This is a genomic window from Roseateles sp. Mitsp63 (assembly GCF_059491535.1).
In genome coordinates this window covers 3,160,076-3,182,435 of the sequence record NZ_CP168509.1, presented here as the reverse complement: position 1 = coordinate 3,182,435, position 22,360 = coordinate 3,160,076, and the positions used below count along the sequence as shown (strand labels likewise).

The 22,360-nt window shown below is 72.7% G+C and carries 21 protein-coding genes; 16 read left to right on the top strand and 5 right to left on the bottom strand.

Annotated features, from left to right (window positions below; all coding sequences use genetic code 11):
- Window positions 1-128: 128 nt before the first annotated feature.
- A complete protein-coding gene (locus ACEN96_RS14110) occupies window positions 129-1,607 on the top strand; it encodes a helix-turn-helix transcriptional regulator (RefSeq protein WP_495583724.1) in 1,479 nt (492 codons plus the stop codon).
- A gap of 71 nt (window positions 1,608-1,678) precedes the next feature.
- Here ACEN96_RS14110 and ACEN96_RS14105 read toward each other — a convergent pair whose 3' ends face one another.
- The 3 genes from ACEN96_RS14105 to ACEN96_RS14095 are packed head-to-tail and all read right to left on the bottom strand — an operon-like array spanning window position 1,679 to window position 5,468.
- Complete coding sequence (locus tag ACEN96_RS14105) at window positions 1,679-4,345, bottom strand: ankyrin repeat domain-containing protein (RefSeq protein WP_495583723.1); 2,667 nt, start codon at window positions 4,343-4,345, stop codon at window positions 1,679-1,681.
- A 6-nt stretch (window positions 4,346-4,351) separates the two neighbouring features.
- The gene (locus tag ACEN96_RS14100; RefSeq protein WP_495583722.1) at window positions 4,352-5,032 is read right to left on the bottom strand and encodes a lytic transglycosylase domain-containing protein; all 681 of its coding nucleotides are present in this window, start codon (window positions 5,030-5,032) and stop codon (window positions 4,352-4,354) included.
- Complete coding sequence (locus ACEN96_RS14095) at window positions 5,025-5,468, bottom strand: hypothetical protein (protein ID WP_495583721.1); 444 nt, start codon at window positions 5,466-5,468, stop codon at window positions 5,025-5,027. The genes ACEN96_RS14100 and ACEN96_RS14095 overlap by 8 nt, the downstream gene beginning before the upstream one ends.
- A 277-nt stretch (window positions 5,469-5,745) precedes the next feature.
- Between ACEN96_RS14095 and ACEN96_RS14090 the strand changes: the two genes are divergently transcribed.
- From ACEN96_RS14090 to ACEN96_RS14020, 15 genes are all read left to right on the top strand, one after another.
- Window positions 5,746-5,976 carry a hypothetical protein gene (locus tag ACEN96_RS14090; RefSeq protein WP_495583720.1) on the top strand — a complete coding sequence of 77 codons (231 nt, stop codon included), beginning with the start codon at window positions 5,746-5,748 and terminating at the stop codon, window positions 5,974-5,976.
- Window positions 5,976-7,790, top strand: a complete 1,815-nt coding sequence (sctC, locus tag ACEN96_RS14085) for a type III secretion system outer membrane ring subunit SctC (protein ID WP_495583719.1) — start codon at window positions 5,976-5,978, stop codon at window positions 7,788-7,790. Before ACEN96_RS14090 ends, sctC begins: the two co-directional genes overlap by 1 nt.
- A 40-nt stretch (window positions 7,791-7,830) precedes the next feature.
- Complete coding sequence (gene hrpD5, locus ACEN96_RS14080) at window positions 7,831-8,841, top strand: HrpD5 family protein (protein WP_495583718.1); 1,011 nt, start codon at window positions 7,831-7,833, stop codon at window positions 8,839-8,841.
- Window positions 8,842-8,889: 48 nt separating this feature from the next.
- Window positions 8,890-9,150: a hypothetical protein gene (locus tag ACEN96_RS14075; RefSeq protein ID WP_099863940.1), complete on the top strand. Its 261-nt coding sequence runs from the start codon at window positions 8,890-8,892 to the stop codon at window positions 9,148-9,150.
- A 16-nt stretch (window positions 9,151-9,166) separates the two neighbouring features.
- A complete protein-coding gene (locus ACEN96_RS14070; RefSeq protein ID WP_495583717.1) occupies window positions 9,167-9,589 on the top strand; it encodes a hypothetical protein in 423 nt (140 codons plus the stop codon).
- A 94-nt stretch (window positions 9,590-9,683) separates the two neighbouring features.
- Window positions 9,684-9,977: a hypothetical protein gene (locus tag ACEN96_RS14065; protein WP_495583716.1), complete on the top strand. Its 294-nt coding sequence runs from the start codon at window positions 9,684-9,686 to the stop codon at window positions 9,975-9,977.
- Between the two features lie 83 nt (window positions 9,978-10,060).
- On the top strand, window positions 10,061-11,434 hold the full coding sequence (locus ACEN96_RS14060) for an HrpF/NolX family T3SS translocon protein (RefSeq protein ID WP_495583715.1): 1,374 nt from the start codon (window positions 10,061-10,063) through the stop codon (window positions 11,432-11,434).
- 39 nt (window positions 11,435-11,473) lie between these two features.
- Window positions 11,474-12,184 (top strand): hypothetical protein, encoded by a 711-nt coding sequence (locus tag ACEN96_RS14055; protein ID WP_495583714.1) that lies wholly within the window; start codon window positions 11,474-11,476, stop codon window positions 12,182-12,184.
- Between the two features lie 115 nt (window positions 12,185-12,299).
- Window positions 12,300-12,770: an HrpB1 family type III secretion system apparatus protein gene (locus tag ACEN96_RS14050; RefSeq protein ID WP_495583713.1), complete on the top strand. Its 471-nt coding sequence runs from the start codon at window positions 12,300-12,302 to the stop codon at window positions 12,768-12,770.
- 23 nt (window positions 12,771-12,793) lie between these two features.
- On the top strand, window positions 12,794-13,189 hold the full coding sequence (locus ACEN96_RS14045; RefSeq protein WP_495583712.1) for a hypothetical protein: 396 nt from the start codon (window positions 12,794-12,796) through the stop codon (window positions 13,187-13,189).
- 56 nt (window positions 13,190-13,245) lie between these two features.
- Window positions 13,246-14,133, top strand: a complete 888-nt coding sequence (gene sctJ / locus ACEN96_RS14040; protein WP_495583711.1) for a type III secretion system inner membrane ring lipoprotein SctJ — start codon at window positions 13,246-13,248, stop codon at window positions 14,131-14,133.
- Between the two features lie 8 nt (window positions 14,134-14,141).
- A complete protein-coding gene (locus ACEN96_RS14035; protein ID WP_495583710.1) occupies window positions 14,142-14,804 on the top strand; it encodes a type III secretion protein HrpB4 in 663 nt (220 codons plus the stop codon).
- Window positions 14,801-15,571 (top strand): type III secretion system stator protein SctL, encoded by a 771-nt coding sequence (gene sctL / locus ACEN96_RS14030; RefSeq protein ID WP_495583709.1) that lies wholly within the window; start codon window positions 14,801-14,803, stop codon window positions 15,569-15,571. The genes ACEN96_RS14035 and sctL overlap by 4 nt, the downstream gene beginning before the upstream one ends.
- 14 nt (window positions 15,572-15,585) lie before the next feature.
- Window positions 15,586-16,908, top strand: a complete 1,323-nt coding sequence (gene sctN / locus ACEN96_RS14025) for a type III secretion system ATPase SctN (protein ID WP_495583708.1) — start codon at window positions 15,586-15,588, stop codon at window positions 16,906-16,908.
- 68 nt (window positions 16,909-16,976) lie between these two features.
- Complete coding sequence (locus tag ACEN96_RS14020; protein ID WP_495583707.1) at window positions 16,977-17,645, top strand: hypothetical protein; 669 nt, start codon at window positions 16,977-16,979, stop codon at window positions 17,643-17,645.
- A gap of 487 nt (window positions 17,646-18,132) precedes the next feature.
- On the opposite strand, the gene ACEN96_RS14015 is transcribed toward ACEN96_RS14020, so the two are convergent.
- Together ACEN96_RS14015 and ACEN96_RS14010 are read right to left on the bottom strand one after the other, a co-directional pair.
- Window positions 18,133-20,361, bottom strand: coding sequence for a hypothetical protein (locus ACEN96_RS14015; RefSeq protein WP_495583706.1), 2,229 nt, complete (start codon window positions 20,359-20,361; stop codon window positions 18,133-18,135).
- Window positions 20,362-20,611: 250 nt separating this feature from the next.
- Window positions 20,612-22,357 carry a hypothetical protein gene (locus tag ACEN96_RS14010; RefSeq protein WP_495583705.1) on the bottom strand — a complete coding sequence of 582 codons (1,746 nt, stop codon included), beginning with the start codon at window positions 22,355-22,357 and terminating at the stop codon, window positions 20,612-20,614.
- Window positions 22,358-22,360: the final 3 nt, after the last annotated feature.

The window sequence follows — 22,360 nt, the reverse complement described above, 5'->3', positions numbered from 1 at the left end:
CAACGTCGTGAAACTGGAGGGAAACGAACAGAGGATTCGTGAGGATTTCGCCGAGGCCTTGTGATCCATCGCGAAGGGGCTCGCTCCTAGCATGAGCGCATTCCGTTCACGACCTCGTTGGAGATTTCATGCTTCTGCTTGCAATGACCTCGCTGCGCGCCATGCCCCTGCACGGCGACCTGGCCCGCCTGACCCTGGAGGGTCAGTTGCCCGCCGCGCTGCGGATGGGTGGCGACCACTTCGAGCGCCTGCAGCGCACGCCCGACACCGCGCCGCAGCGCTCCGCGCTGGGCCAGCTGCTGGGCCGCATGCTGCTGGCCTGCGGCCGCGAGGAGGAGGCCGAGGAGCTGTTCCAGCGCCAGCTGCGCCACTACGAGGCCATGTCGCGCCACATGGTGCGCTGGTACGGCGCGATGGACCAGGGCGCGATGCTGCTGCACCTGAACAAGCCCGGCCGCGCGATCGAATGCCTGGGCCAGGTCGGTGACGACGTGCGCGCGCCGGTCGCGGCCCGCGTCGAGGCGATGGCCGGCGTCGCGCAGGCGATGCTGCGCGCCGGCGACTGCGGCGGCGCGATGCGCTCGCTGGACGCGGCGCGCAACCTGACGGCCGCGCTCGGCGACCCGCGCTTCGCGCAGCTCGTCGACTGCATGGCGCTGGAGCTCGCGACGCTGCACCGCGAGCGCGGCGGCGACGCGCTGAACGACCACGCGCTGGGCTCGGTCTACCGCGAAGGCGCCGGCGACGCGCCGGACCACACGCTGATGCATCAGCAGCTCGGCGCGGCCGCGGACGCGGTCCGGAGCTGGTCGCCGCTGGTGGCCGCGCGCATGGATCACCTGCGGCGGATGCTGGCCGCGGACTGCACCGGTCCGGCCGCCGCGGCGCAGGTCGCGCAGCACCTGAACTGGCTGCGCGAGCGCCGCATGAGCGAGCTCGAGACCCAGGCCCGCATCGAGGGCGCGCTGATGCTGATGGGACGCGGCGCGTCGCACGCCGCGTCGGAGCTGCTGGCGCCGCTGACCTTCAACGAGCAGCAGATGCACCGCAGCCGCCATGCGCTGGAACTGCAGTACTGCCAGGCCAAGCTGCACCAGCAGCAGGGCCGCCACCTGGACGCGCTGCGGCTGTACCGGCTGCACACCCAGCACGCGGTGCAGTCGCTGCGCACCTACGCGGCGGCCGCGCGCGCGCCGGGCTTCCTGCAGCAGGCCAGGGCCGGCGCGGACGCCGGCGATCCCGCCAAGCTGCGCCTGCCGCTGCGCTACCGCCGCGCCTACCAGTTCATGATGGATCACCTGACCGACGAGCATCTGTCGGTGCGCCAGGTCGCCGCGCATGTCGGCGTCACCGAGCGCGCGCTGCAGCTCGCGTTCCGCACCCACCTGGGCGTCACGCCGGCGGAGATGATCCGCACCCGCCGCGTCGAGCGCATCCACGGCGACCTGCAGGCGCATGGCGGCGAGGCCGGCGTGCTCGAGATCGCCTCGCGCTGGGGCGTGAAGAACCGCTCGACGCTGGTCCACAACTACCGCAGCCGCTTCGACGAGACGCCGACCCAGACGCTGCGCGGCAGTCCCGAAGACGACGTCATGGCGACGCGCTGAACCGCTGAACCGCTGAACGGCTGAACGGCTGAACGGCTGAACGATTGATCGGCTGAATGGCGGGGCGCGGCTCACAGGTCGTTCATGAACGCCTTCATCCGGTCGAGTTCGGGCCGCACGGCGGCCAGGCGCCAGCCTCGGCGGTCGACGAGCTCGGCCACGACGGCCGCCTCGAGCAGGTCCTGCTTCAGCTGGATCGCCAGGCGCTCGTCGACCGGCCGCCGGCCCTGGTAGCGCGCGATGACCTTGCGCTCCTTCGCGCTCAAGGGCGCGCCGCCGGCGCAGGCCTCGGCGTTCTGAGGGCCCTTGGCCTTCAGGTCGGTCTCGCTGTCGCCATAGAGCTGTTCGAACCGGTTGTTCACCCGGCCCGCGAGGGTGCCGATCTCGTCGCGGATGAGGTCGGCCGTCGGCTCCCCCGGCAGCAGCGACAGGTCGATGCCGTCGACGCAGTAGAGGATGCGCTGCACGCAGCCGGTGTCGCAGTAGCCCGCGCTCATGTCGACCATGTTGTCGAGCAGCGAGCGCGTCAGCGCGCCGTGCAACGCGTGCCGCCGGGCCGCGTCGGCATCGGATTCGTCCGCCGATGCGGGCGCCGCCTGCGACGCGATGTGGTTCCACATCGTCACCAGCGCCTCGCTGACCGTGGTGTTCAAGCCTTCACCGACACGCGTGGTGTGTGCGAGGGCCTTGTCCAGGCCGAGCGCCGCCTTGCGCCGCCAGTCGGCATCGACATCCGGCGCCTCGCGAATGGCCGTCCGCACCGCTTCGATGCATTGCGCCTCGGTCAGCCGCTCGGCGGGAAGCCGCTCGTGGATGGCCTGCATGATCAGGTGGCCGCGCGCGGTCAGGCCGATGTTGTGCGCATTGGCCAGCCCGGCCTGCGCGACGCGTGCGTCGATGAGCCGGTTCACGCCGCCCTCGGGCAGCCGGCCCGCGGCCCAGGATTCGATCTCGGTGCGGGAGACCTCCACGCCTTGCAGATTGAAAGTCCGAAGCGCTGCCGGCGCCTGCGCCAGCAGCGCGGCCGCCCGCTCGGCCAGCGGGCGATATTGCTGCGTGTCCAGGCACTGTTCCACCGCGAGCGACAGCCGGAACACCGCGCCCTTGGCGCAGTCCGCGGGCGGCGGATGGCCGGCACCGGGCCCGGCCCGCTCCCGGGCAGCCAGCCGCGCGCCGAGCGCCGCATTGCCGGCATGCGCCAGGCGATGCCGCCTGCCCGCCGCGTCGGTCTTGTCGGCCCACTGCGCCAGGGTCTTGTCGACGAAGCGCTCGAGTTCCGGCTGCGACAGCCGCCTGCCCTGCGGCTGTAGCAGGCGATGGGCCTGTTCGGGTGACTCCGTCAGCCATCCCGCCAGCACATTGGGATCGGAGCGGGGATCGTCCAGCAGGAGACGCAGGAGATCGGGGCGCGTCGCGCCGACCGCGGCCTCCAACGGCGTCTTGCCGTGGGCATTGGCCTTGTTCAGGTCCAGCCGGCCGCCATCGCGCTCCAGGAGGCTGGCCAGCGTCATCGACGCGAGCTTCCGGCCGGTCCGCGGATCGCCGCCGGGCGGGTGGGCGCACAGCTGGGTGAGCAGCGTCTCGCCGCTGGCGAAGACCTCGTTGGGATCGACGGTCGGTCCCGTCATCAGGACCCGGAGCGTCCGGATGCGGCGTTCCTGGTCGCGCGTCGCGGGCGCTTGCGCGATGCGTTCCAGCGCCTGCTGCAACGGCCCGCGCAGGTGCTCGTCGAAACGCTCCGTCTCGACCAGGTCGCTGCCGAGCAGCCCGGCCAGCGCCGCATGCTGGTCGTTCGCGATGGCGAGATCCAATGGCGTGCGGCCGAGGCCGTCGGGCCGGTTGGCCAGCATCGGATGGGAGGCCAGCAGCGTCACCCAGGCCGGCTCGAAGCCGCCCACGGCCGCCATCCGATGAAGCAGGGTCGCGCCGTCCCGATCGTCCAGCACGCCGAGATCGACACGCGGGCTTGCCAGCAGCACGCGCGCCGCCTGCAGCCGGCCGGTCTGGATCGCGAGCTGCAACGGCGATTGCCCCCGGGCGTTGGCCAGGTTGACCGCCGTCCCCGGTGCCTCGAGCAGCAGTTCAAGGCACAGGGCATCGTCGCGCGCCGTGGCCAGATGCAACGCGGTGTCGCCGTTGGCATCCTGGAGTCCGGGGCGGATGCCCTCGTGGGCCAGCAGCGCGCCGACGATCAGCGCGCTCGCGCTCTGCACGGCCTGATGCAGGGCCGTTTCGCCCTTGGCGTTGGGCGCGTTGACATCGATGCTGGCCGCCGACAGCAACGCGAACACGGCGTCGAAGGAGGCGCCTGCCGCCGCCAGGGCGAGCGGCGTGTCGCCCTTGGCATTGCGGTGATTCACGAGGGCCGTCTCGCCGCCGGGGAACAGGCCGCTGTAGTCGAGCAGCACGCGGATCGCGTCGACGTGGCCGCCGCGCACCGCCACGCCAAGGAGGTTGTCGCCATGGGCATCCTGCGCCACCGCGACCTCCGGCGACGCGGCCAGCAGCTGCTCCAGCCGGGCCATGTCCGCCTCGCGCATGGCTGCGCGGGCTTCGCTCGCCGGTGACCGGACCGGCGGACGGCGGCCGATCTGCAGCAGGCCGCTCAGCAAGCCGCAGGCCGGCGCGCCGCCGGCAACTGGCGAGGACGGCGCGCCGGCCGCGGCCGTGGACGCGGTGGCGCCCGCGGAAGCCTCCGGCGGCCGGAGCGCGGGCGGCGGCAGGCGGTGGATGCCCATGGCGGCTCAATCCCCTTCGTACAGCTTCAGGATCCTGCGCACGTAGTCCTGTGTCTCGGGATACGGCGGGATGCGGTTGCCGTAGCGCTTCACCGCGCCCTCGCCGGCGTTGTAGGCGGCGAGCACCAGGTCCACGCGGCCGTCGAACATCTCGTTGAGGTCGCGCAGGTAGCGCGCGCCGACGTCGATGTTGGTGGCCGGATCGAGCAGCTCGCGCGTGGAGCCGACGCCGTAGCGCGCGCCGGTGGCCGGCATGATCTGCATCAGCCCGAGCGCGCCCTTGGGCGAGCGCGCCTGCGTCTGGTAGGCCGACTCGACATGCACCAGCGCGCCGACCAGGCGCGGATCCAGGCCGTGCTTGCGGCTGGCCTGCTGCACCATCAGCTGCAGGTGCGGCGCGCCCAGCGCCAGTGGCGGCCGGTTCGATCCCGGCCGCCAGGGCATCGGCGAGGGCCGCGGCCGCGCGAACGCCAGGCTGGCCGGTTCGGCCTCGATCCGGGCCGGCAGCTCCGCGGCCTCGAAGGCCGCGCAGCGGCGCACCGCGGCGCTGAAGCGCGCCGACAGATCCTCCAGCGCGATCCGCTCGCTGCCGTCGAGCATCTCGCAGCGATAGCGCACGCCGGCCTCGGCCGGACCCGCCCACAGCGCCATCAGCACCATCGGCAGCGCCGCGCGGACTTCAGGCATCACCGCGCAGCGCGGCCAGCTCTTCGCCGGCCTGCGCCAGGAGCAGTTCCGCCTCGGTCGACGCGAGCTGGGTACGGCTCAGCAGCGACGAGAACTCGGCCATCGCGCCGTCGAGGTCAATCGCGCCATCGTCCGCGCCATCGTCCGCGCCATCGTCCGCGCCATCGTCCGCGCCGTCCGCCGCGGCGGCGGTCCCGGCCGGCTGCGCCATCAGCGCGCCGCCGAACAGCAGCGTGTGCACGCGATGCAGCTTCAGCGCGATCTCGCCCGCGCTGCGCAGGCTGTCGTCGTCCTGGCGCAGCGCGCTGACGCGCTTGATCTCCAGCATCAGCCGCTGGAAGCGGTCGACCTGCGTCTGCACGGTGGCTTGCACCGTCTGCAGCGAGGCGAAGAGGTCGTGGTAACCGGCGGCGGCCAGCGAGGGGGCAGTCAGCATGAGGGACTCCTGGTTGAGGACGAGGGATGAGGGACTCCCGCGCGACGCGCGCTCCGGTCCCGCCGGCAGTGTCGGCAGCGGGCGCCGGCGGCGGCCCGGCCGCGCGAACGCCGGTCCGCCGATGCGAACGCGGCGGCGCGCGCGGTGCCGTCCGCGAGGCGCGCGCGGTGCCGGCGCGGCCCGCGCATTCGCGGTGACGCACGGCGCTTCGCGTCCATCCGGCGACGCCGTGGGCCGGCGCCCTAGCCTCCCGATCGTCAACAAGAAGGAGCTGACCATGTCGGTGAATGGCGTCAACGGAGTGGGCGGACCGGGCCCCTCGCCCTCCAGCAGTCCGCCGGCGCCGCCGGGCGATGACGGCGGCGGCGACATCACCAAGTCCAAGGCCTTCCAGCAGGTGGTGAGCGGCATCTTCCAGGGCGGCCAGGGCATGATGAAAGATGCGCTGGGCAAGTTCTTCGAGGAAGAAGAGCCCGACGAGGACGACCCCGACGCGGAGCCGCTGTGATGCGGCCGCCCGTCTTCAGGCGCCGCGCGCTCGCGGCCTGCGTGGCGATGGCCGTCGCCGGCTCGGGCAGCGCGCCCGCGACGCTGCTGGCGCAGGACGCGCACGAGGCCGCGCCGGCCTCATCCGCGGCCACGCCGGCCGCCAAGCCTCGCGTACGCGCGGCCGGTAGCGACCGCCGCCTGGAGCGCCGCTTCGTCTACCGCGCCGAGAGCCGCCGCCTGTCCGACGTGCTGCAGGACTTCGCCGCGAGCCAGGGCGTGCCGGCGGTGGTCGGCGATGGCGTCGACGGCGTGGTCAACGCCAGCTTCGACAGTTCGCCGCAGGTCTTCCTCACCGCCATCGCCAAGGCCTACGGCCTCATCTGGTACGACGACGGCACCGCGCTGTACTTCTATCCGGCGCGCGCCGTCCAGAGCCGCATGTTCCGGCTCAAGGGCTACAGCCGGCGCGAGGTGACCGAGCTGCTGAACTCGCTGAACCTGGGCGACAAGCGCTATCCGCTGCGCTTCAACGACGCGCAGCGCACCCTGCTGGCCTACGGCCCGCCGCGCCACGTCGAGCTCATCGCGCAGGCGCTGGACTCGCTGGACCTGGGCGCGGCCGAGGGCAACGAGCGCGTCGTGCGCGTCTTCCCGCTGCGCTTCGCGTCCGCCAACGACCGGCTGCTCGGCGAGAGCAACGTGCCCGGCGTGGCGACCATCCTGCGCAATCTCTACGCGGCGCAGAGCATGCAGCCCGACACCGTGACCGGCCAGCCGGCCAGTCCGGTCGACCAGAAGATCAAGGCCATGCAGTCGATGTACGGCGCCGGCAAGCTGGTGCCGGACCTGCCCTCGGCGACGCAGGGCGGCGGCGGACCGCCGGCGGAGAAGCCCGGACAGAGCGCGCGCATGCTGCGCAGCCCGGTGAACTTCGAGGAGGACCAGCCCCGCTTCGAGGCTGACGAGGGCACCAACGCCGTCATCGTGCAGGGCCGCGCCTACCGCATGCGCGAGTACGAGGCGCTGATCCAGCGCCTGGACCAGCGCCCGGTGCTGGTCGAGCTGCAGGCCATGATCATCGACGTCAGCGAGGACAACGCCCGCTCGCTGGGCATCGACTGGTCCGTGCAGGGCAACCGCGGCCAGCTGTCGGTGACCTCGCCCGGCGGCGGCCCGCCGCAGACCGGCGGCGGACAGGGGCTGCTGGGCAACGGCACCTACACGATCGGCACGCTGGTCGCGGACGCCGGCCGGCAGCTGATGCTGCGCATCAACGCGATGCAGGGCGAGGGCAAGGCGCGCGTCGTCTCCAAGCCCTCGGTGCTGGGCGTCGCCAACCGGCCCGCGGTGATGAAGGAGAAGCGCGTGGCCACGGTGCGCGTGGCCGGCAACCTCGATGCGAAGCTCTACCAGATCGAGGCCGGCACCCTGCTCCAGGTCACGCCGCAGGTGGTGTCCTCGGGCGGCGTCAACCAGATCAAGCTCTCGCTCTACATCGAGGACGGCAACTTCGAGGCCACCTCGGTCGACCAGGTGCCGGTGCTGAAGAAGACCGAGATCCGCACCGAGGCGCATGTGCGCGAGGGCGAGAGCCTGCTCATCGGCGGCCTGATGGTGGAGGCCAGCACCGACCAGCAGTCCGGCGTGCCGCTGCTCAAGGACGTGCCGCTGGTCGGCGGCCTGTTCCGATGGAGCGGCAGCCGCGCCACGCGCACCGAGCGCCTGTTCCTGATCACGCCCAAGCTGGTCGGCGGCAACGCCGCGGCCGCCCTGGCGCCGCCCCCGGGCGGCGACCTGGATCCGGGCGCGCCCGCCGCGCCGCTGGCGCGTTGAAGCGCCCCGCCGCCAACCCTCGCGCAGGCATTCGCAATCCATGAAACAGCTTCGTGTCCTGACCGGTGTGCATGCGGGGGTCCACCTACCGTTGAGCCCATCGACATACCGCATCGCCGCGGACGAGCAGGCCGACATCCAGCTCGTCGACTGGCACGCGGATCCCCTGGTCCTCGAACTCACGGAGAACGGACAAGTGCTCGCCCTCGCCTCCCCGCTGAACGCCCTGCCCGGCGCGGCGCCCGATGACGCCGCGCCGATGGCCGACTTCGAGCCGCGCCGCTTCGGCGACGTGGTGCTGTGCGTGGGCCCCGCCGGCGCGGCCTGGCCCTCCGACATCGAGCTGATGGAGCGGCTGATGCGTCCGGCGCGCGCGGTGGCCGAGGCGGCCGCGCCCGTGGTCGAGGCGGCCGCGGCGGGCAGCCGCCGCCTGCTGGCCTGGGGCCTGGTGGCCGCGCTCACGCTCGGCGGCCTGCTGGTCACGGTGATCGCGCGGCACGCGCAGGCGGCGCGCGGCGCGGTCAGGCCCGAGCCGCTGGTGGGCCAGGTGTACCGCGCGATCGCGAACGCCGCGATCCCGGAGATCACCGTGCGCGCCGCCGGCGAGCACGTGATCGTCGAGGGCCTGCTGCCCGACGCCGCCGCCGCGCAGACGCTGCGCCAGCTGCTGGACCGCTTCCCGGCGGAGCGCATCCAGCATCAGTACGCCTCGGCGGCCGACATCGCGCAGAGCATCTCCGACGCGCTGGACACGCCCGGGCTGGTGGTGCGCTACCGCGACCGCGGCGTGTTCGTCGTCGGCGGCCGTGCCGCGCATCCCGACCAGGTGCGCGACGCCTCGACGCGCGTGGCCGCCGATCTCGCGCCGCTGGTGCGCGGCATCGAGGTGGCGGTGGCCTCCGCGCCGGTCCCCGACAGCGTGCCGGTGGGGGCGATGCTCGCCACCGACGGCCTGCAGTACGTGCAGACGCGCGACGGCGCCAAGCACCTCTCCCTGACCCCGGAGCCCATCGGCGAACTGAGCGATCCGCCGACGCCGCCGGCCCGTTGACCCCAACCGGACTTTCATCCGCCCCTTTTTCACGGAGCAACTTCGACCATGAACGAGCAACTCGAGCAAACCGTCTTCGGCGACCTGGCCAACCTGGAGAAGTCGCTGGCCGAGGACGCCACCGGCGACCGCGCGCGCGCCATGCTGTCCTACTTCGCCGACGTGGCCAGGAGCAGCGAAGGCCTGCTGCAGACCGCCGCCGCCGCCGAGCGCCAGCTGATCTCGCAGCTGATCGAGGCCTTCAACGCCGCGCAGCGCATCGTGCGCCACATCTGGGAGACGCTGCACAACGCGTCGCTCGCCGTCTGACCCGCGGAGGCCCTCCATGCAACACATCCACGCGAGCGCCGGCGATGCGCCGGGCGCCCAGTACCCCGAGGTCTACCGCAACCTGATGGCCATCGGCCTGCTGGGCGCGATCTATCGCGCCAGCGAGGACGCGGCCATCGTGCACCAGGCCGTCGAGATGACCCTCGAGGACTCGACCATGTACGTCATGCACCGCGCCATCGCGGTCGCGATGGGCGGCGACGCCTCCTATGCCAAGACCTCGCTGGGCCGCCGCATCGAGCAGCAGCCCGACGACGACAACTCCAAGGTGGCGCTGGGCGTCTCGATGATGCTCAGCGGCGACCCGGAGTGGAAGCACTGGCTGAACAACGTGCTGGCCACCAGCACGGACCAGCAGGCCCGCGAGGCCGCCAACGGCGTCCTCGCCTACCTGGCCGGTCTGCGGACCAGCCACTGATCCCCGGGGGCGCAGTCCCGGCTCCCCTTCTCGAGCAAGCCGCATCCCGCGGCGCAACCCACGCGGAACTTCCGCATTCCCTCAGGAGCAGACGATGTCAATTCCCAGCACCAGCACCAGCAGCAGCACCGGCACCGGCGCCGGCACCGGCGCGAGCATGGGCAACACCATGAACATGTTCCAGTCCGGCGCCGCCGGGCTGAGCGCGCAGGGCACCCAGGCCGCCGGCAGCGACGGCTCGGCCATGATGGACCAGATCCAGCAGACGGCTGCGATGCAGATGCAGTTCCAGACGCAGATGGGGATCATCCAGATGGTCGTGAAGATGAACGAAGCGCTCGCCAAGCTCTTCAAGGCCATCGGCGAAGCCATCAAGGGTCTCGCGTAAGCGGCGCCGCCGCCCTCCTCGCACCCCCTCTCATCCACCCGAATCCGTTCTCGATTCATTCCTCATTCCCACGGGAGATCTTCATGAGCGTCAATTCCCTGCAGCAGTCCCAGGTCAACAGCTACAACATGCGCCTCGGCCTGGAATCCACCAGCTCGTCCGCCGTGTCCAGCCCGCTGGGCGCCGTGCCCCTGTCGCTGGACCCGGCCCGGCTGGGCAACGTCCTGAGCTCGATCGGCGACGTGCTCAACGCCGTCTCGCCGCTGCTGATGGCGGGCCTGCAACGCATGCCGATGCTGCCGACCCTGCCGGCCAACGCCTTCGGCGGCCATCCCTTCGCGCAGCAGCCGATGCCCGGCCTGCAGCAGCCCTTCCTGCCGCAGATGGGCATGAACCCCGCCTTCGGCGCGGGCATCAATCCGATGCTGGCCAACCCGATGCTGGCCAATCCGATGCTGCAGAACCCGCTGGGCGCGGTGCAGCAGCTGCTGCAGATGCTGGGCGGCGGCGGATTGCCTGGCGCGGCGCTGCCCAATGGCGGTGTCGCCAACGGCGCGCCCCTGCCCAACGGCAACTTCCCGAACGCGCCGCAGACCAACGCCTTCGGCGCCGCGCCCAACGTGCCGACGCAGGTCGCCCCGACCGGCGAGGTCAAGTTCGACGCCGCCGGCAACGTGCAGATGGACAAGGACCGCGCGACCCGCGAGATCGCCCGCAACTTCGACCAGCTGACCAGCGGCAAGGACAAGTTCATCACCAAGGATGACCTGAAGGCGATCGCCAACGGCGAGATGCAGCGCTTCCAGGTCTCGGCGAACTACACGCCGGAGCTGCGCGCCGCCGCCAAGTACCTGCTCGACCATCCGGACGACTTCAAGTCGCTGGAGACCGCGGACTCCAAGGCGCAAGGCTTCAAGGGCCATGCCGACGGCAAGATCGGCAAGGGCGACACCACCGCCGCGATGCAGGCGACCAGCTTCAGCGTCGGCGAGAAGGAAGCGCTGCAGACGCTGGCCAAGTACGGCAACAGCTTCTTCGCCTCCGGCGACAAGATGGTCAGCAAGCCCGAGCTGGAAGCCATCGTGAAGACCGGCAAGATGCCCGACGGCACCGCCGCGCCGCAGGACATGAAGGACGCCGCCAAGCTGATCCTGAGCCAGCCGGAGCTGTTCACCAAGCTCGACAACGCCTTCCAGATCCGCCAGAAGCATCGCGGCGACCAGCGCGGCGACGGCCTGATCAGCGCCGACGACCTGCGCGACGTGCTCAAGGGCGCCGACACCCAGCCGGGCCCCAGCGGCCTGAAGGGCGAGATCTTCGGGAACGTGCGCGCCGATTCGCTCGCCGGCCTGCTGCTGCGCGGCCTGAATGACAACGTGCCGCAGGTGCCGCAGTCGTTCAAGGACAACGTCTCGACGACCTTCCAGAACGTGCCGACCTCGGTGCGCCTGTACTGATCGGAACGCTCGCACCACCCGCTTGAAAGGATTCCCACCATGAGCTTCTCGATTCCTCCGACCTCTCCGGTCTCGTCGTACGCGCCCCAGTCGCCGCTGGGCTCGGCCCTGTCCAGCACGATGGACATCGCCTCCACGCTGATGCAGTTCAGCACCGGCCTGCTGCAGAACCTCGTGCAGGCGCAGCAGAGCCAGTTCGGCGGGCTGCCCGGCGCGGGCGCGCCGGGTCTTGGCGCACCGGGCCTGGGCGGCCCGCAAGGCGCCGGCCAGGGCCTGCAGGGCATCCTGCAGGGCGTGGTCCAGCTGCTGCAGGCGCTGACCCCGCTGCTGCAGGCGCTGGGCGGCGGCGGCCTGGGCGGCCTGGGCACGGCCAACCCGCTGGCCAACTCGGTGGCCAGCCAGTTGGGTGGCGGCTTGGGTGGCGGCTTGGGTGGCGGCCTCGGCGGCGGCATCCCCGCCTACCCGCAGCCCTTCGCCCAGCAGCCGTCCGTGGCCTCGCCGTACACGCAGTCGTTCGCCCAGCAGCCGTTCACCGCGTTCCAGCAGCCGTACGCCGGTGGCACGGCCTCGCCGTACAACGCCTCGTTCGCGCAGACCCCGTTCACCAGCCTGAACCAGCCGTTCACGCAGACGGACGCGCTGAACTGGGCCCAGACCTTCGGCGGCCCCAACCTGTCGCAGAAGGAGCTCACGCAAGGCGTCAACCTGTTCAACATCTTCAACGGCCGCACCACCGGCATGTTGTTCTGATGCGCGCGGGGGCCGTTCGCGGCCCCCGCCGGGCACGCCGCGTCTTGCACGCGACGTGCCTGTCCCGAGCGGACACGCGTCCGTTCAGGACAGGCACTTCCCCAGGAGCACACAGATGGATCCGACCTTTCATCGCAAACCCTTCGTCCGCGCCCTCATCGAGGTCGTCAGCCTCGGCATCACGCACAAGCGCATCGAGGATGCCGAGACGGTGCTGGTGGCGGTGCGCCAGCTGCGCCCTCACCTGACCGAGCTCGACACCTTCGAGGCCTGGATCGCGATCAGCCGCGGCCACTGGCACGACGCGATCCGCACGCTCAACAACCTGGACGCCAACACGCGCAACTGGAGCCTGGGACGCGCGCTGATGGCCTTCTGCCAGTTCGCCGTCGGCGATCCGGCCTGGAGCGTCAGCGCCCACGAAGTCATCGAGGGCGACTCCACCCAGGAGGCCCGCAGCCTGGTGCGCCTGCTGCTGGGCAAGGACGTCAACGTCGGCGAGCCCGAGCCCGACGCCTCGGCCGCCACCAGCTTCGCGGACTACGACCCGCGCTCGCTGCCGCACGCGCCGCTGCTGCGCGCCTGAAGCCACTTCCGCAGGAGATCCGCATGACTGTCCCCGCCATCGGCGCCGTGTCCGGCGCCTCCCCGACGCAGGTCCTGGATCGCGCCGCGGCCGCGCCCGACGCGCTCGGCGGCCTGTCCGACCGCTTCCAGCGCCTGATGCTGGAACATCCCGCCGGGCCCGCGCCGCACGGCACCGAGGTCGGCGAGCGCTCGCCGGTCTCGCACTTCATCGAGGCGCAGGAAGGCGTGCTGCGGCAGACCTTCGACAGCGTGCGCGCGTTCTCGCAGCAGGCGCCGGCGATGAATCCGGGCGAGCTGGCCGCGCGCCACATCTCGCTGAGCTACCAGCTGGCGATGGTGCAGGTCCAGTTCAACGCCGGCGTCTACGTCGCGCAGAGCAGCAAGAGCGGCCTGCAGACGCTGATGAAGAACCAGTGACGCGCCCCCGGGGCCGGCGCCGTCCGGCCGCGAAGAACGGAGAACGGAGTTCCGACATGCCTTCCCCAACCGAAGGGCGCGCCGCCTGGTGCTGGCCGCGCCTGCTGCTGGGCGCCGCGCTGGCGCTGTGCCTGGCCGCCTGCGACACCGACCTCTACACCAAGCAGTCCGAGGCCGACGCCAACCACATGGTGTCGGCGCTGCTGGAGAGCGGCATCGCCGCCGGCAAGCAGACGCCCGACGGGGGCAAGACCTGGAGCGTCAAGGTCGACGAGGCCGACGTGGTGCGCGCGCTGGCCGTGCTGCGCGCGCAGGGCCTGCCGCAGGACAAGCACGTCAGCCTGGGCGACATGTTCAAGAAGGAGGGGCTGATCTCCTCGCCGACCGAGGAGCGCGTGCGCTTCATCCACGGCGTCTCCCAGGAGCTCTCCGAGACGCTGAGCCAGATCGACGGCGTGGTGACCGCGCGCGTGCACATCGTGCTGCCCAACAACGATCCGATGGCGCAGGAGAACAAGCCCTCCAGCGCGTCGGTGTTCGTGAAGTACCGGCCGCAGGCCAACCTCACGGCGCTCACGCCGGCGATCAAGAACATGGTGGCGCGCAGCGTCGAGGGCCTGTCCTACGACAACGTCTCCGTGACGCTGGTGGCCGGCGCGATGATCGCGCCGCCGCCGCCGCCCGCGCCCGGCGGGATCGGCGTCTGGATCGCGGCGGCGCTGGCGCTGCTGGGCCTGGGCGGCGCGGCCGGGGTCGCGTGGAAGAAGCCGGAGTGGCTGCCCGAGCCGCTGGCGCGCCGGCTGCGGCCGGGCGTGATCGAGCCCGCCGCGCCGCCGGCCGCGGACGCCGCGAATGGCGTCACCAATGGCGTCACCAATGGCGCCACGACTGGCGGCGCGAGCGGCGCCACCGCGGCCGGCGCGGCGCAAGCCTCCGCGACCTGAGGCCCGCGATGGACACCGCCCTGACGCCCGCGCCGGCCGCGACGCCCGCGGATCCCGGCGAACTGGCCCGGCTCGCGTTGATGTTCCAGCGCCGGCTCGACCAGTTGCCTGAAGGCTTGGACGATGGCTGGGCGGCGCTGAACGCGCTGCGGCCGGCGCTCGACCAGTTGCCGGACGGTCCCTCGCGCCGCCGCCTGATGCTCGCGCTGTACCGCCGCTGGTGCGGGCCGCTGCCCGACCTGCGGCTGCTCGCGACGCCGGGCGGCCGCCTGGCGCTGCATGGGCGGCTGGGGCTGCTGTCGCGCCTGTGCGCGGTGGCGCTGGCGGGCCGGCCCGGCGTGCTGCGCTGCTGCGTCGAGATCCGCGCGCGCCAGGCGCTCGAAGGCGCGCTGGGTCCCGCGATGGCGGCCTTGCGCGAGTCCGCGCGCCAGGGCGCGGTGGTGCCGGCGCATGTGGCGGCCTGGTCGCCGATCCAGTGGGCCTGCGTCGGCTACGCCGACCTGGCGCTCGCCGGCGCGTGGCCGCATCGCGGCCTGCGGCGTCTGGTGCGGCTGGCGCTGCCGGCGCGGTGGCCGGTGCCCGGCGGCCGGCACCAGGTGCCGGTGCGCCACGCCTGCGCGCTCGAGGGCCTCACGCGTCTGGACGCGCTCTTCGCGAAGGAACCGACATGATGATCTGGCTGCATGGCGGCGGCGCGGACCGCCTCGGCGGACTGGGCGCCGAGGACGGCATCCTGCGCGCCACCGAGCTCGACGGGGCCGCGGAACTCGACGCGCTGCGCCGCGCGATGGACGGGCAGCGCGATGCGGTCCTGACGCAGGCGCGGGACGAAGCCCTGCGGCTCGTGAGCGAGGCGCGCGAGGAGGCGGCCCGCCTGCTGGCCGAGGCCCGCGCCGAGGCCGCACGGCTGCGGGTCGAGGCCTGCGAGGCCGGCCGGCGCCAGGCGGCGCTCGAATGGCACGAGCGCCAGACGGTGCAGGCGATCGACAACGCGCAGGTGCTGCGCGGCATGCACGAGAAGCTGGCGACCATCGTCACCGGCGCGGTCGAGCGCATCGTCCACACCGAGGAGCGCGCGGCGCTGTACCAGCGCGCGCTGCGCAGCGTGCGCAGCTTCGCGCGCGGCGCGAGCACGCTGGCCCTGCGCGTCAGCGCCGACGACCACGCCCACGCGCGCGCCGCGCTGGACTCGCTGAAGGCGCTGCAGACGCAGGGCCTGCACATCGAGGTCAGCGTCGACCCGGCGCTGCGGGCCGGCAGCTGCGTGTTCGAGTCGGAGGTCGGCATCCTCGACGCCAGCCTGCAGACGCAGCTCGACGGGCTGCGCGCGGCGATGGACCGCGCGGTGCGCAAGGCACTGGCGAGCAGCCTGCCGCTGGCCGGCGCCGGTGAGGACGGCGATGACGCCCATCACGGCCACGAACTCGCCGAACACTGAACCAGGAGCGCCGGATGAAGGCATTGCAGGGATTCACCGAGCTGATGGAGGCCGAACTGGCCTCGGCCACGATGGTGGGCCGCACCGGCAAGGTCACGGAGGTGATCGGCACGCTGATGCGCGTGAGCGGCCTGGACGCCCGGCTGGGTGAACTGTGCGAGGTGCTCGACGACGACGGGGGCGTGCTGCAGACGGCCGAGGTGGTGGGCTTCGCCGGCGGGCGCAGCATCCTGTCGCCGTTCGGATCGATCCTGGGCGTGCGCGGCGGCACGCGCGTGGTGGGCCTGGGCCAGGTCTTGTCGGTGCCGGTCGGCGAGGCGCTGCTGGGCCGCGTGATCGACAGCCTGGGCCGGCCGATCGACGGCAAGGGCCCGGTGCGCACGACCGAGACCCGCCCGGTGTTCGCGCTGCCGCCGACACCGATGGAGCGCGAGATGATCGAGCGCCCGCTGCCCACCGGGGTCAAGGTGATCGACGGGCTGATCACACTGGGCGAAGGTCAGCGGATGGGCATCTTCGCGCCCGCCGGTGTCGGCAAGTCCACGCTGATGGGCATGCTGGCGCGCGGCACGCAATGCGACGTCAGCGTCATCGCGCTGATCGGCGAGCGCGGCCGCGAGGTGCGCGAGTTCATCGAACTGATCATGGGCGAGGCCGGCATGGCGCGCTCGGTCGTGGTGTGCGCGACCTCGGACCGCTCGTCGAGCGAGCGCGCGAAGGCGGCGCACGTCGCCACCGCAGTGGCCGAGTACTACCGCGACCAGGGCCTGAAGGTGCTGCTGATGATGGACTCGCTGACCCGTTTCGCGCGGGCGCAGCGCGAGATCGGCCTGGCGGCGGGCGAGCCGCCGGCGCGGCGCGGCTTCCCGCCGTCGGTGTTCGCCGAGATCCCGCGGCTGCTCGAGCGCGCCGGCATGGGCGCGCGCGGATCGATCACCGCGCTCTACACCGTGCTGTACGAGGACGAGAGCGGCAACGACCCGATCTCGGAGGAAGTGCGAGGCATCCTGGACGGCCACATGATCCTGTCGCGCAAGATCGCGGCGCGGAACCAGTACCCCGCGATCGACGTGCTGGGCAGCCTGTCGCGGGTGATGTCGCAGATCGTGCCCAAGCCGCATCAGGCGGCCGCCGGCCACCTGCGGGCGCTGATGGCCAAGTACGACGAGATCGAGCCGCTGGTGCAGATGGGCGAGTACAAGCCCGGCAACGACGCGCTCGCCGACGAGGCCATGCGCAAGCTGCAGCCGGTGCGCGAGTTCCTGTGCCAGTCGACCGACGACCTCTGGGACTTCGACCGCACGCTGGGGTCGCTGGGCCAGGTCGTGGCGGGATGAGCGGCTGCGCCCGTCCCGATCCCCGCCGGCCCTGAGGCCGGGCTGTTTCAACGATCCGGAGTTGCTTGATGAATGCACACCATCGCTCCCTTCGCGTCCCGGGCCGCGGCCGGTGCGCCGCGCGCGTGATTGAACGGCTGGCGCTGCTGGCGCTGCTCACGCTGGGTGCCGGCCTGAGCGGCTGCGCGTCGCGGCGCCCGCCTCCGGAGCCGCCCGCCGCGGCGCCGGCACCTATCCCGGTGCCGCCGCCGGCCCCGCCGCTGGACGTCAAGGAGGGACACGTCTGGTCGCCGGACATGGCGGCGGTGGCGCGGGAGCTGCAGCAGCTGGCGCTGGACAACGGCCAGGTGGAGGTGATGCGCACGGCCGCCAACCAGGTGCGCGTACGCATCGACGCGGCGGACGCGCTGGACCGCCGCGATGCGCTGCAGCCGCGCTTCCGGCGCTTCGTGGAGCGCGCCGGCGAGGTGCTGGCGCGCGCGCCGGCGGTGCGGGTGCGCGTCGAGGCGGGCATCCGCGGCAGTGCGCCGGGGAGTTCGCCCGCGGCGGCGAAGGCGCGCAACCAGGCGCTGGGCTGGGCCCGCGGCACCGAGGCGATACTCGCCAGCCGCGGCATTCCCGCCGAACGGCTGACGTCCGAGGCCCGCTCCGGCGGCGACGCGGAACTGGCGGGAAGCCTGGACACCGGCCCGCGGCGCTACATCGAGCTGCTGGCCGCCGACCCGATCGCGCAGTGATGCACCCTCCGGTGCCCTCTCCCCGCTCGCGGGGCGAGGTGGCAAGAAGGCTCGGGTACTGTGGCGGGCGCTGGCGGCACTCGGTCCTTCTTACCCCCTCGCGGGGGGCGAGGGAGTTCTTGCCGGCAGCGCTCGCTCCTTCTTACACCCTCGCCCCAGCGGGGAGAGGGAGGGGAGAGGGGGCTCGTGCCACAGCGCTGCTGCCCTTCGAAGCACCCCCTCTCCCCTGCCCTCTCCCCCCTCGCGGGGGGCGAGGGAGTTCGTGCCGGCAGCGCTCGCTCGTTCCTACACCCTCGCCCCAGCGGGGAGAGGGAGGGGAGAGGGGGCTCGTGCCACAGCGCTGCTGCCCTTCGAAACACCCCCTCTCCCCTGCCCTCTCCCCCCTCGCGGGGGGCGAGGGAGTTCTTGCGCGAGGCAAGTGCGGGCAGCCCTGTCTTGCCACACCATGCAGACGCGCCGAGGGCCCCAACGGGGCCCTCTCTTCATTTCACAGCTCCGCCGCCTGCAAGGTGCGGCGCGGCACATGCGGATGCAGGTGCGACACCACCACCCTGCCCTGCACGAAATCCAGCGAGTAGCTGCTGTGCTGCAGCGGCGTTGCCCGCTCGGTGCGGTCCAGCGCGTTGCTGAAGCCGCGTCCCACCTGGCGGCCGTGATCGAACACCAGGTCGGTCACGCCGCCCGGCACGCGGGCCACGGCGCTGTCGAACTCGCGGCGGTTGCGCGCCGCCAGCACCGGCCGCAGGTCGGCATGCCAGGACACATGGGCATGCAGATCGGCGACCACCTGGGACAGCGTCGACAACGAGTCATAGCTCCCCACATGGCCGGTCTCGGGCGCGCGCTCCCGCATGGCCTCATCGCTGATGCCGACGTGCCGGTCGATGGCGCGCTCCCAGGCCAGATCGCTGATCGCGGCGCGGCGCGGCGGCGCCTGATGCAAGGTCTCGCGGACCTCGCCGATCCGGGCCTCGGTCACCGCGAGCCGCTCGCGCAGCCCGGCCTGGGCGGCACGGACTTCGTCGTGCTCGCGGCTGGCATTCGCGGTCTCTCGCGCCAGCGCCGCGGCGGCCGCCTCGTGCGCTTGCGCGGAGCGGCGCAGGTCGGCCTGCGCTTCGCCGATGTCGCGCGCGGTCCGGTCGACCCGGCCGCGCGCCTCATCCGCATGGGCGGTGTGCCGGTCCACGTCGCCGCGCAGCCGCATTCTGCGAGCTTCGACATCTGGCGACGAGGACCCGGCCACCACCGGGAGCTGCGGAATGGCCGCGTCCGGCCCGGCATCGCGCGAGACCGGCTGCGCCGATGGCGCTGATGGCGCCGATTGCGCCGACTGCGCCGACTGCGCCGACTGCGCGGCATCCCGCTGCCGGCGCTCGTCGCGAAGGCCGCTGAGCGCCGCCAGCGCGGCGCCGAGTTCGTTCTTCAGCTGGTCACCGCGCTCGACGAGGGCGCTCCGGTCCTTCAACGCGCCGTCCAGCGCGGACTGGGACCGCTGGACGTCGCCACACGCCTCGCGGTACTCCTCGGCGATGGTCTCCATCATCGAGGTCGCCTGCTGGATCGCGCCCACGACGATGCGGCCGCGATGCGCCGGCAGTTCCTGCAGCGGCATCAGCTCGCGGGCCCGAGCGCGGCCTTCGGCCAGCGCCGTCTGCGTCACCCGGCTGCCGCTGCTCAATCTCACGCGGCGCGCCGTCGTGCCATCGGGCAGGCCCGTGTTGGCCGCCGCCAGCGCGCAGTACCTCATCTCCTCCGTGAACTGCGCCAGCACATGCCGGCTCACCGCATTCCCCAGGCCTTCGCCCCCCGTGCGCACGGCCGCCATCACGGCGCTCATGTCGCCGCCAAGCAGGTTCCTCAGCAGGCTCCCGTTGACGCGATCGGGCCACAAAGTGCTGTACAGGGCGGAGAACGCCGAGAAGCTGTGCGCCGGGTTCTGCAACAGCGACTCGTCCAGGCGCCGCGCGCCCGCGTCGACGTTGGTGAACGCGGCCAGGTAGCGGGCATGCCTCGTGTCCTCGCCCGGTGGCACCTGATCGATGGCGGGAAGCTCGTAGTGCGCCAGGAACGGGTTGAGGTGGGTGGCGGCGGCCTCGTCGATCCGTGGCTCGTTGAAGCGGGGATCCAGCACGAGCTCCGCGAAGTCGGTGTCGCGCTTCAAGGTCGCGCGCGCCTCCGCGACGCGGCGACTGGCCGCCTCCATCTGCGTCTTGAGGCTGTCGCGTTCCCCCTCCAGCCGCTTGATGCGCGCCTGGGCCTCGACCTCCGCGGGACTTCGGGGATCCGGTTTCGCGGCCGCGGGCGTCGGTCGCGCCGGTTTGGCGCCGCCACGCCGGCCCGTCCGCGCGCGCCCGGATCGAGCCGGTTGCGCCGGCCGCGGCTCCGCCGCCAGCGTCAAGCCCTCGAGCTGCCGCCGCGCGGACGCCAGCTTGCGCTCGGCATCAGCCAGCTCGCCAGTCTCCTTGTCATGCCGGGCCTGCAGCGAGGCCAGCTGGCCGCGCGCGTGATCGGCGCGCGACTGAAGACGGCCGACTTCGTCGCTCCGCTCGCCCGCGCCGGAAGCGCGCGCGTCGTGACGCCGCTCCTGCAGCTCGGCAAGGCGCGCCTGCAACGCCGCCCGCTCCGTCTCCAACCGGGAGAGCTCGTCCGCGAGCGACCTCAGCTGGACCGACGGCGACGCCACTGCCAACGGCGCCCCCGCGGAGGAGCCCGCCATCGCCGCGGCCTCCGTCGGCCTCGACACCGGCAATGAGGCGCGCCGCTGCGTGGCCGCTGACGCGCTGTCGGCCTCACCGGCTCCGGATGCGCTGGCCAGCCGAGGCGGCGCCCGGTCGAGTTCGGGAGGTCCCGCCGCGGGACCGACCTGGCCGGAGGAGGCCTGCGCGGGAGGCCGGCCTGCGGGCAGTACGGTGGCGCGCGATGGCGCGCCTCCCGAGGGGGAACGGATCGGACCGGTCATGGCTCCTTCAATCGAGTTCGTCGACGTTGACGCGTGGCGTGCGCCGCTGCGGCACGGGGATGTCCGCCACCGACGAGGCCGAGCTCGACGGCAGACGCGGCGAGTCCGGACGCAGCGCCAGCTCCAGATCGACAGGCGCGTCCGGCACGGGCTTGGCCCGCACCGCCTCCTGCGCCTGCCACAGGCCGGTGATCGGCGAATCGAGCATCGCGCCCAGGGCCGCTGCCCCGACGTTGCCGATGAGCTGCTGCACGGCGGGCGGCAGCTGGCTGTGCGCCATGCCCTGCCCCGCCGCGGTCAGCGCCGAGAAGAGCGTGTTGGCGAGCGAGGTCCGCGCCTGCGCCTGGTCCAGCACGCGGCCGCGGTCCGTGCCGGTGCGCACCGGCGCCCACTCCTGCGTCGCGCCGGGCGTCTGGTTGGCGAAGAGCTGCAGGCGCTGGAACCAGTCCGTCGTCTCGCCCAGCGTGTTGGTCAGCGTGCTGATCGCGGCAGCCCCGGCCGCGACGCGCCAGGCATCGCCCGCACCCATGGCCGTGGACTGCCCAAGCAGCACCGCGGCCGCCGCGCCTCGATGAGGCACCCATGCGTCCTTCAGCGCATCGCCCAGGAAGCCGTTCACCACGTTCACGCCGGCGTAGGTGGCCACGGCGGCGGCCTGCGCGGCACCGGACATGCCGGCCGCCAGCTCCGGCTGCGGGCCGCCGTCCGCGGGCGCCGGCGGCTTGTTCACCTTGACCATGCTGAAGCTGGCCTGCAGGCCATCCCGCATCGCGGCGTAGACGCCGACCTTCAGTTCGTTGGCCAGCGGTTGGAGCGCGGCCGCCCGGTCCCCCTGCTGGAACCCGTGATGCATCAGCATCAGGTTGGTGAAGGAGGACGACGCCTGCAGCACCGTGAACAGCCGCGAGATCTTGGCCGTGTGATCCCGCATCGCCTGCTGCTCGCCGGGCGTCTTCGCCTGCCACTGCTCGGGAGTGAGCGAGTGGTAGGCGCGCGCCGCCTCGTCCGGATTGCGCCGCTCGCGCAGCTCCCGCACCACCTGCAAGGTCAGGTTGACGGCGCCCACCGCGGCCTGCAGGCCCATCACGGCGGGCGGGGGCGCGGCCCGCAGCGCGTGCATCACCGCGTTGGCGAGCATCTCCCGCGCGAAGGTCGGCAGCGCCACCGCGACCGTCTGATGCACGGCATGCCCCGCCACCACGCTGGCCAGGCGCGCCTCGGGCATCGGCGGAACGACGGCGCCCAGCGTGCGCAACGCCTCGCGGCCCGCCACGCCGGCCAGCCGGGTGAGTTCGCCGGACATCGCGCTCGCGACGGAGCGCCAGCTGCGCTCCGCCGCCACGGGACGGGACAGGTTGAAGGTCGGTTCGGCCCGCAGTTGCCGGCCCAGGTCCGAAGGGGTGGCCGAGAGCGGCCCGCTCAGGCCGCGCGCCCGCGCCAGGTTGTCCAGGCGCCGCGACGACCACTCGCGCGAGTCCGACAGGCTGTGCGAGTCCCCCAGCAGCGAGCGGTTCGGACTCGCGCCGATGAGCTCCGGCAACGGCCGGCGCTCGCGCGGTTCCTCGCCGCCCGAGGCCGACGGCGGGGTGGCGCGCGACGACGGCACATCGTGCGGCCGCTCAAGCGCGGCAGGGGTGATCTCAGCCGCAGTGCCCGCGGGACCCGCGGCGCCTGGGACAGGCGTGCCTGCATCGGTGGGCAGGCGGAACGATTCGATCCGGTTGGACGTCGAAGGCGTGATGGATCCGGGCATGTC

Excerpts from the sequence above, each read along its gene's own strand:
- ACEN96_RS14020 (WP_495583707.1), top strand. The coding sequence starts at position 16,977 with ATGAATGCACACCATCGCTCCCTTCGCGTCCCGGGCCGCGGCCGGTGC.
- ACEN96_RS14110 (WP_495583724.1), top strand. The coding sequence starts at position 129 with ATGCTTCTGCTTGCAATGACCTCGCTGCGCGCCATGCCCCTGCACGGC.
- ACEN96_RS14035 (WP_495583710.1), top strand. The coding sequence starts at position 14,142 with ATGGACACCGCCCTGACGCCCGCGCCGGCCGCGACGCCCGCGGATCCC.
- ACEN96_RS14060 (WP_495583715.1), top strand. The coding sequence starts at position 10,061 with ATGAGCGTCAATTCCCTGCAGCAGTCCCAGGTCAACAGCTACAACATG.
- ACEN96_RS14100 (WP_495583722.1), bottom strand. The coding sequence starts at position 5,032 with ATGCCTGAAGTCCGCGCGGCGCTGCCGATGGTGCTGATGGCGCTGTGG.
- hrpD5 (WP_495583718.1), top strand. The coding sequence starts at position 7,831 with ATGAAACAGCTTCGTGTCCTGACCGGTGTGCATGCGGGGGTCCACCTA.
- ACEN96_RS14010 (WP_495583705.1), bottom strand. The coding sequence starts at position 22,357 with ATGCCCGGATCCATCACGCCTTCGACGTCCAACCGGATCGAATCGTTC.
- sctL (WP_495583709.1), top strand. The coding sequence starts at position 14,801 with ATGATGATCTGGCTGCATGGCGGCGGCGCGGACCGCCTCGGCGGACTG.
- ACEN96_RS14075 (WP_099863940.1), top strand. The coding sequence starts at position 8,890 with ATGAACGAGCAACTCGAGCAAACCGTCTTCGGCGACCTGGCCAACCTG.
- ACEN96_RS14070 (WP_495583717.1), top strand. The coding sequence starts at position 9,167 with ATGCAACACATCCACGCGAGCGCCGGCGATGCGCCGGGCGCCCAGTAC.
- sctJ (WP_495583711.1), top strand. The coding sequence starts at position 13,246 with ATGCCTTCCCCAACCGAAGGGCGCGCCGCCTGGTGCTGGCCGCGCCTG.
- ACEN96_RS14065 (WP_495583716.1), top strand. The coding sequence starts at position 9,684 with ATGTCAATTCCCAGCACCAGCACCAGCAGCAGCACCGGCACCGGCGCC.
- ACEN96_RS14045 (WP_495583712.1), top strand. The coding sequence starts at position 12,794 with ATGACTGTCCCCGCCATCGGCGCCGTGTCCGGCGCCTCCCCGACGCAG.
- sctN (WP_495583708.1), top strand. The coding sequence starts at position 15,586 with ATGAAGGCATTGCAGGGATTCACCGAGCTGATGGAGGCCGAACTGGCC.
- ACEN96_RS14105 (WP_495583723.1), bottom strand. The coding sequence starts at position 4,345 with ATGGGCATCCACCGCCTGCCGCCGCCCGCGCTCCGGCCGCCGGAGGCT.
- ACEN96_RS14015 (WP_495583706.1), bottom strand. The coding sequence starts at position 20,361 with ATGGCGGGCTCCTCCGCGGGGGCGCCGTTGGCAGTGGCGTCGCCGTCG.
- ACEN96_RS14055 (WP_495583714.1), top strand. The coding sequence starts at position 11,474 with ATGAGCTTCTCGATTCCTCCGACCTCTCCGGTCTCGTCGTACGCGCCC.
- ACEN96_RS14050 (WP_495583713.1), top strand. The coding sequence starts at position 12,300 with ATGGATCCGACCTTTCATCGCAAACCCTTCGTCCGCGCCCTCATCGAG.
- ACEN96_RS14095 (WP_495583721.1), bottom strand. The coding sequence starts at position 5,468 with ATGCTGACTGCCCCCTCGCTGGCCGCCGCCGGTTACCACGACCTCTTC.
- sctC (WP_495583719.1), top strand. The coding sequence starts at position 5,976 with ATGCGGCCGCCCGTCTTCAGGCGCCGCGCGCTCGCGGCCTGCGTGGCG.
- ACEN96_RS14090 (WP_495583720.1), top strand. The coding sequence starts at position 5,746 with ATGTCGGTGAATGGCGTCAACGGAGTGGGCGGACCGGGCCCCTCGCCC.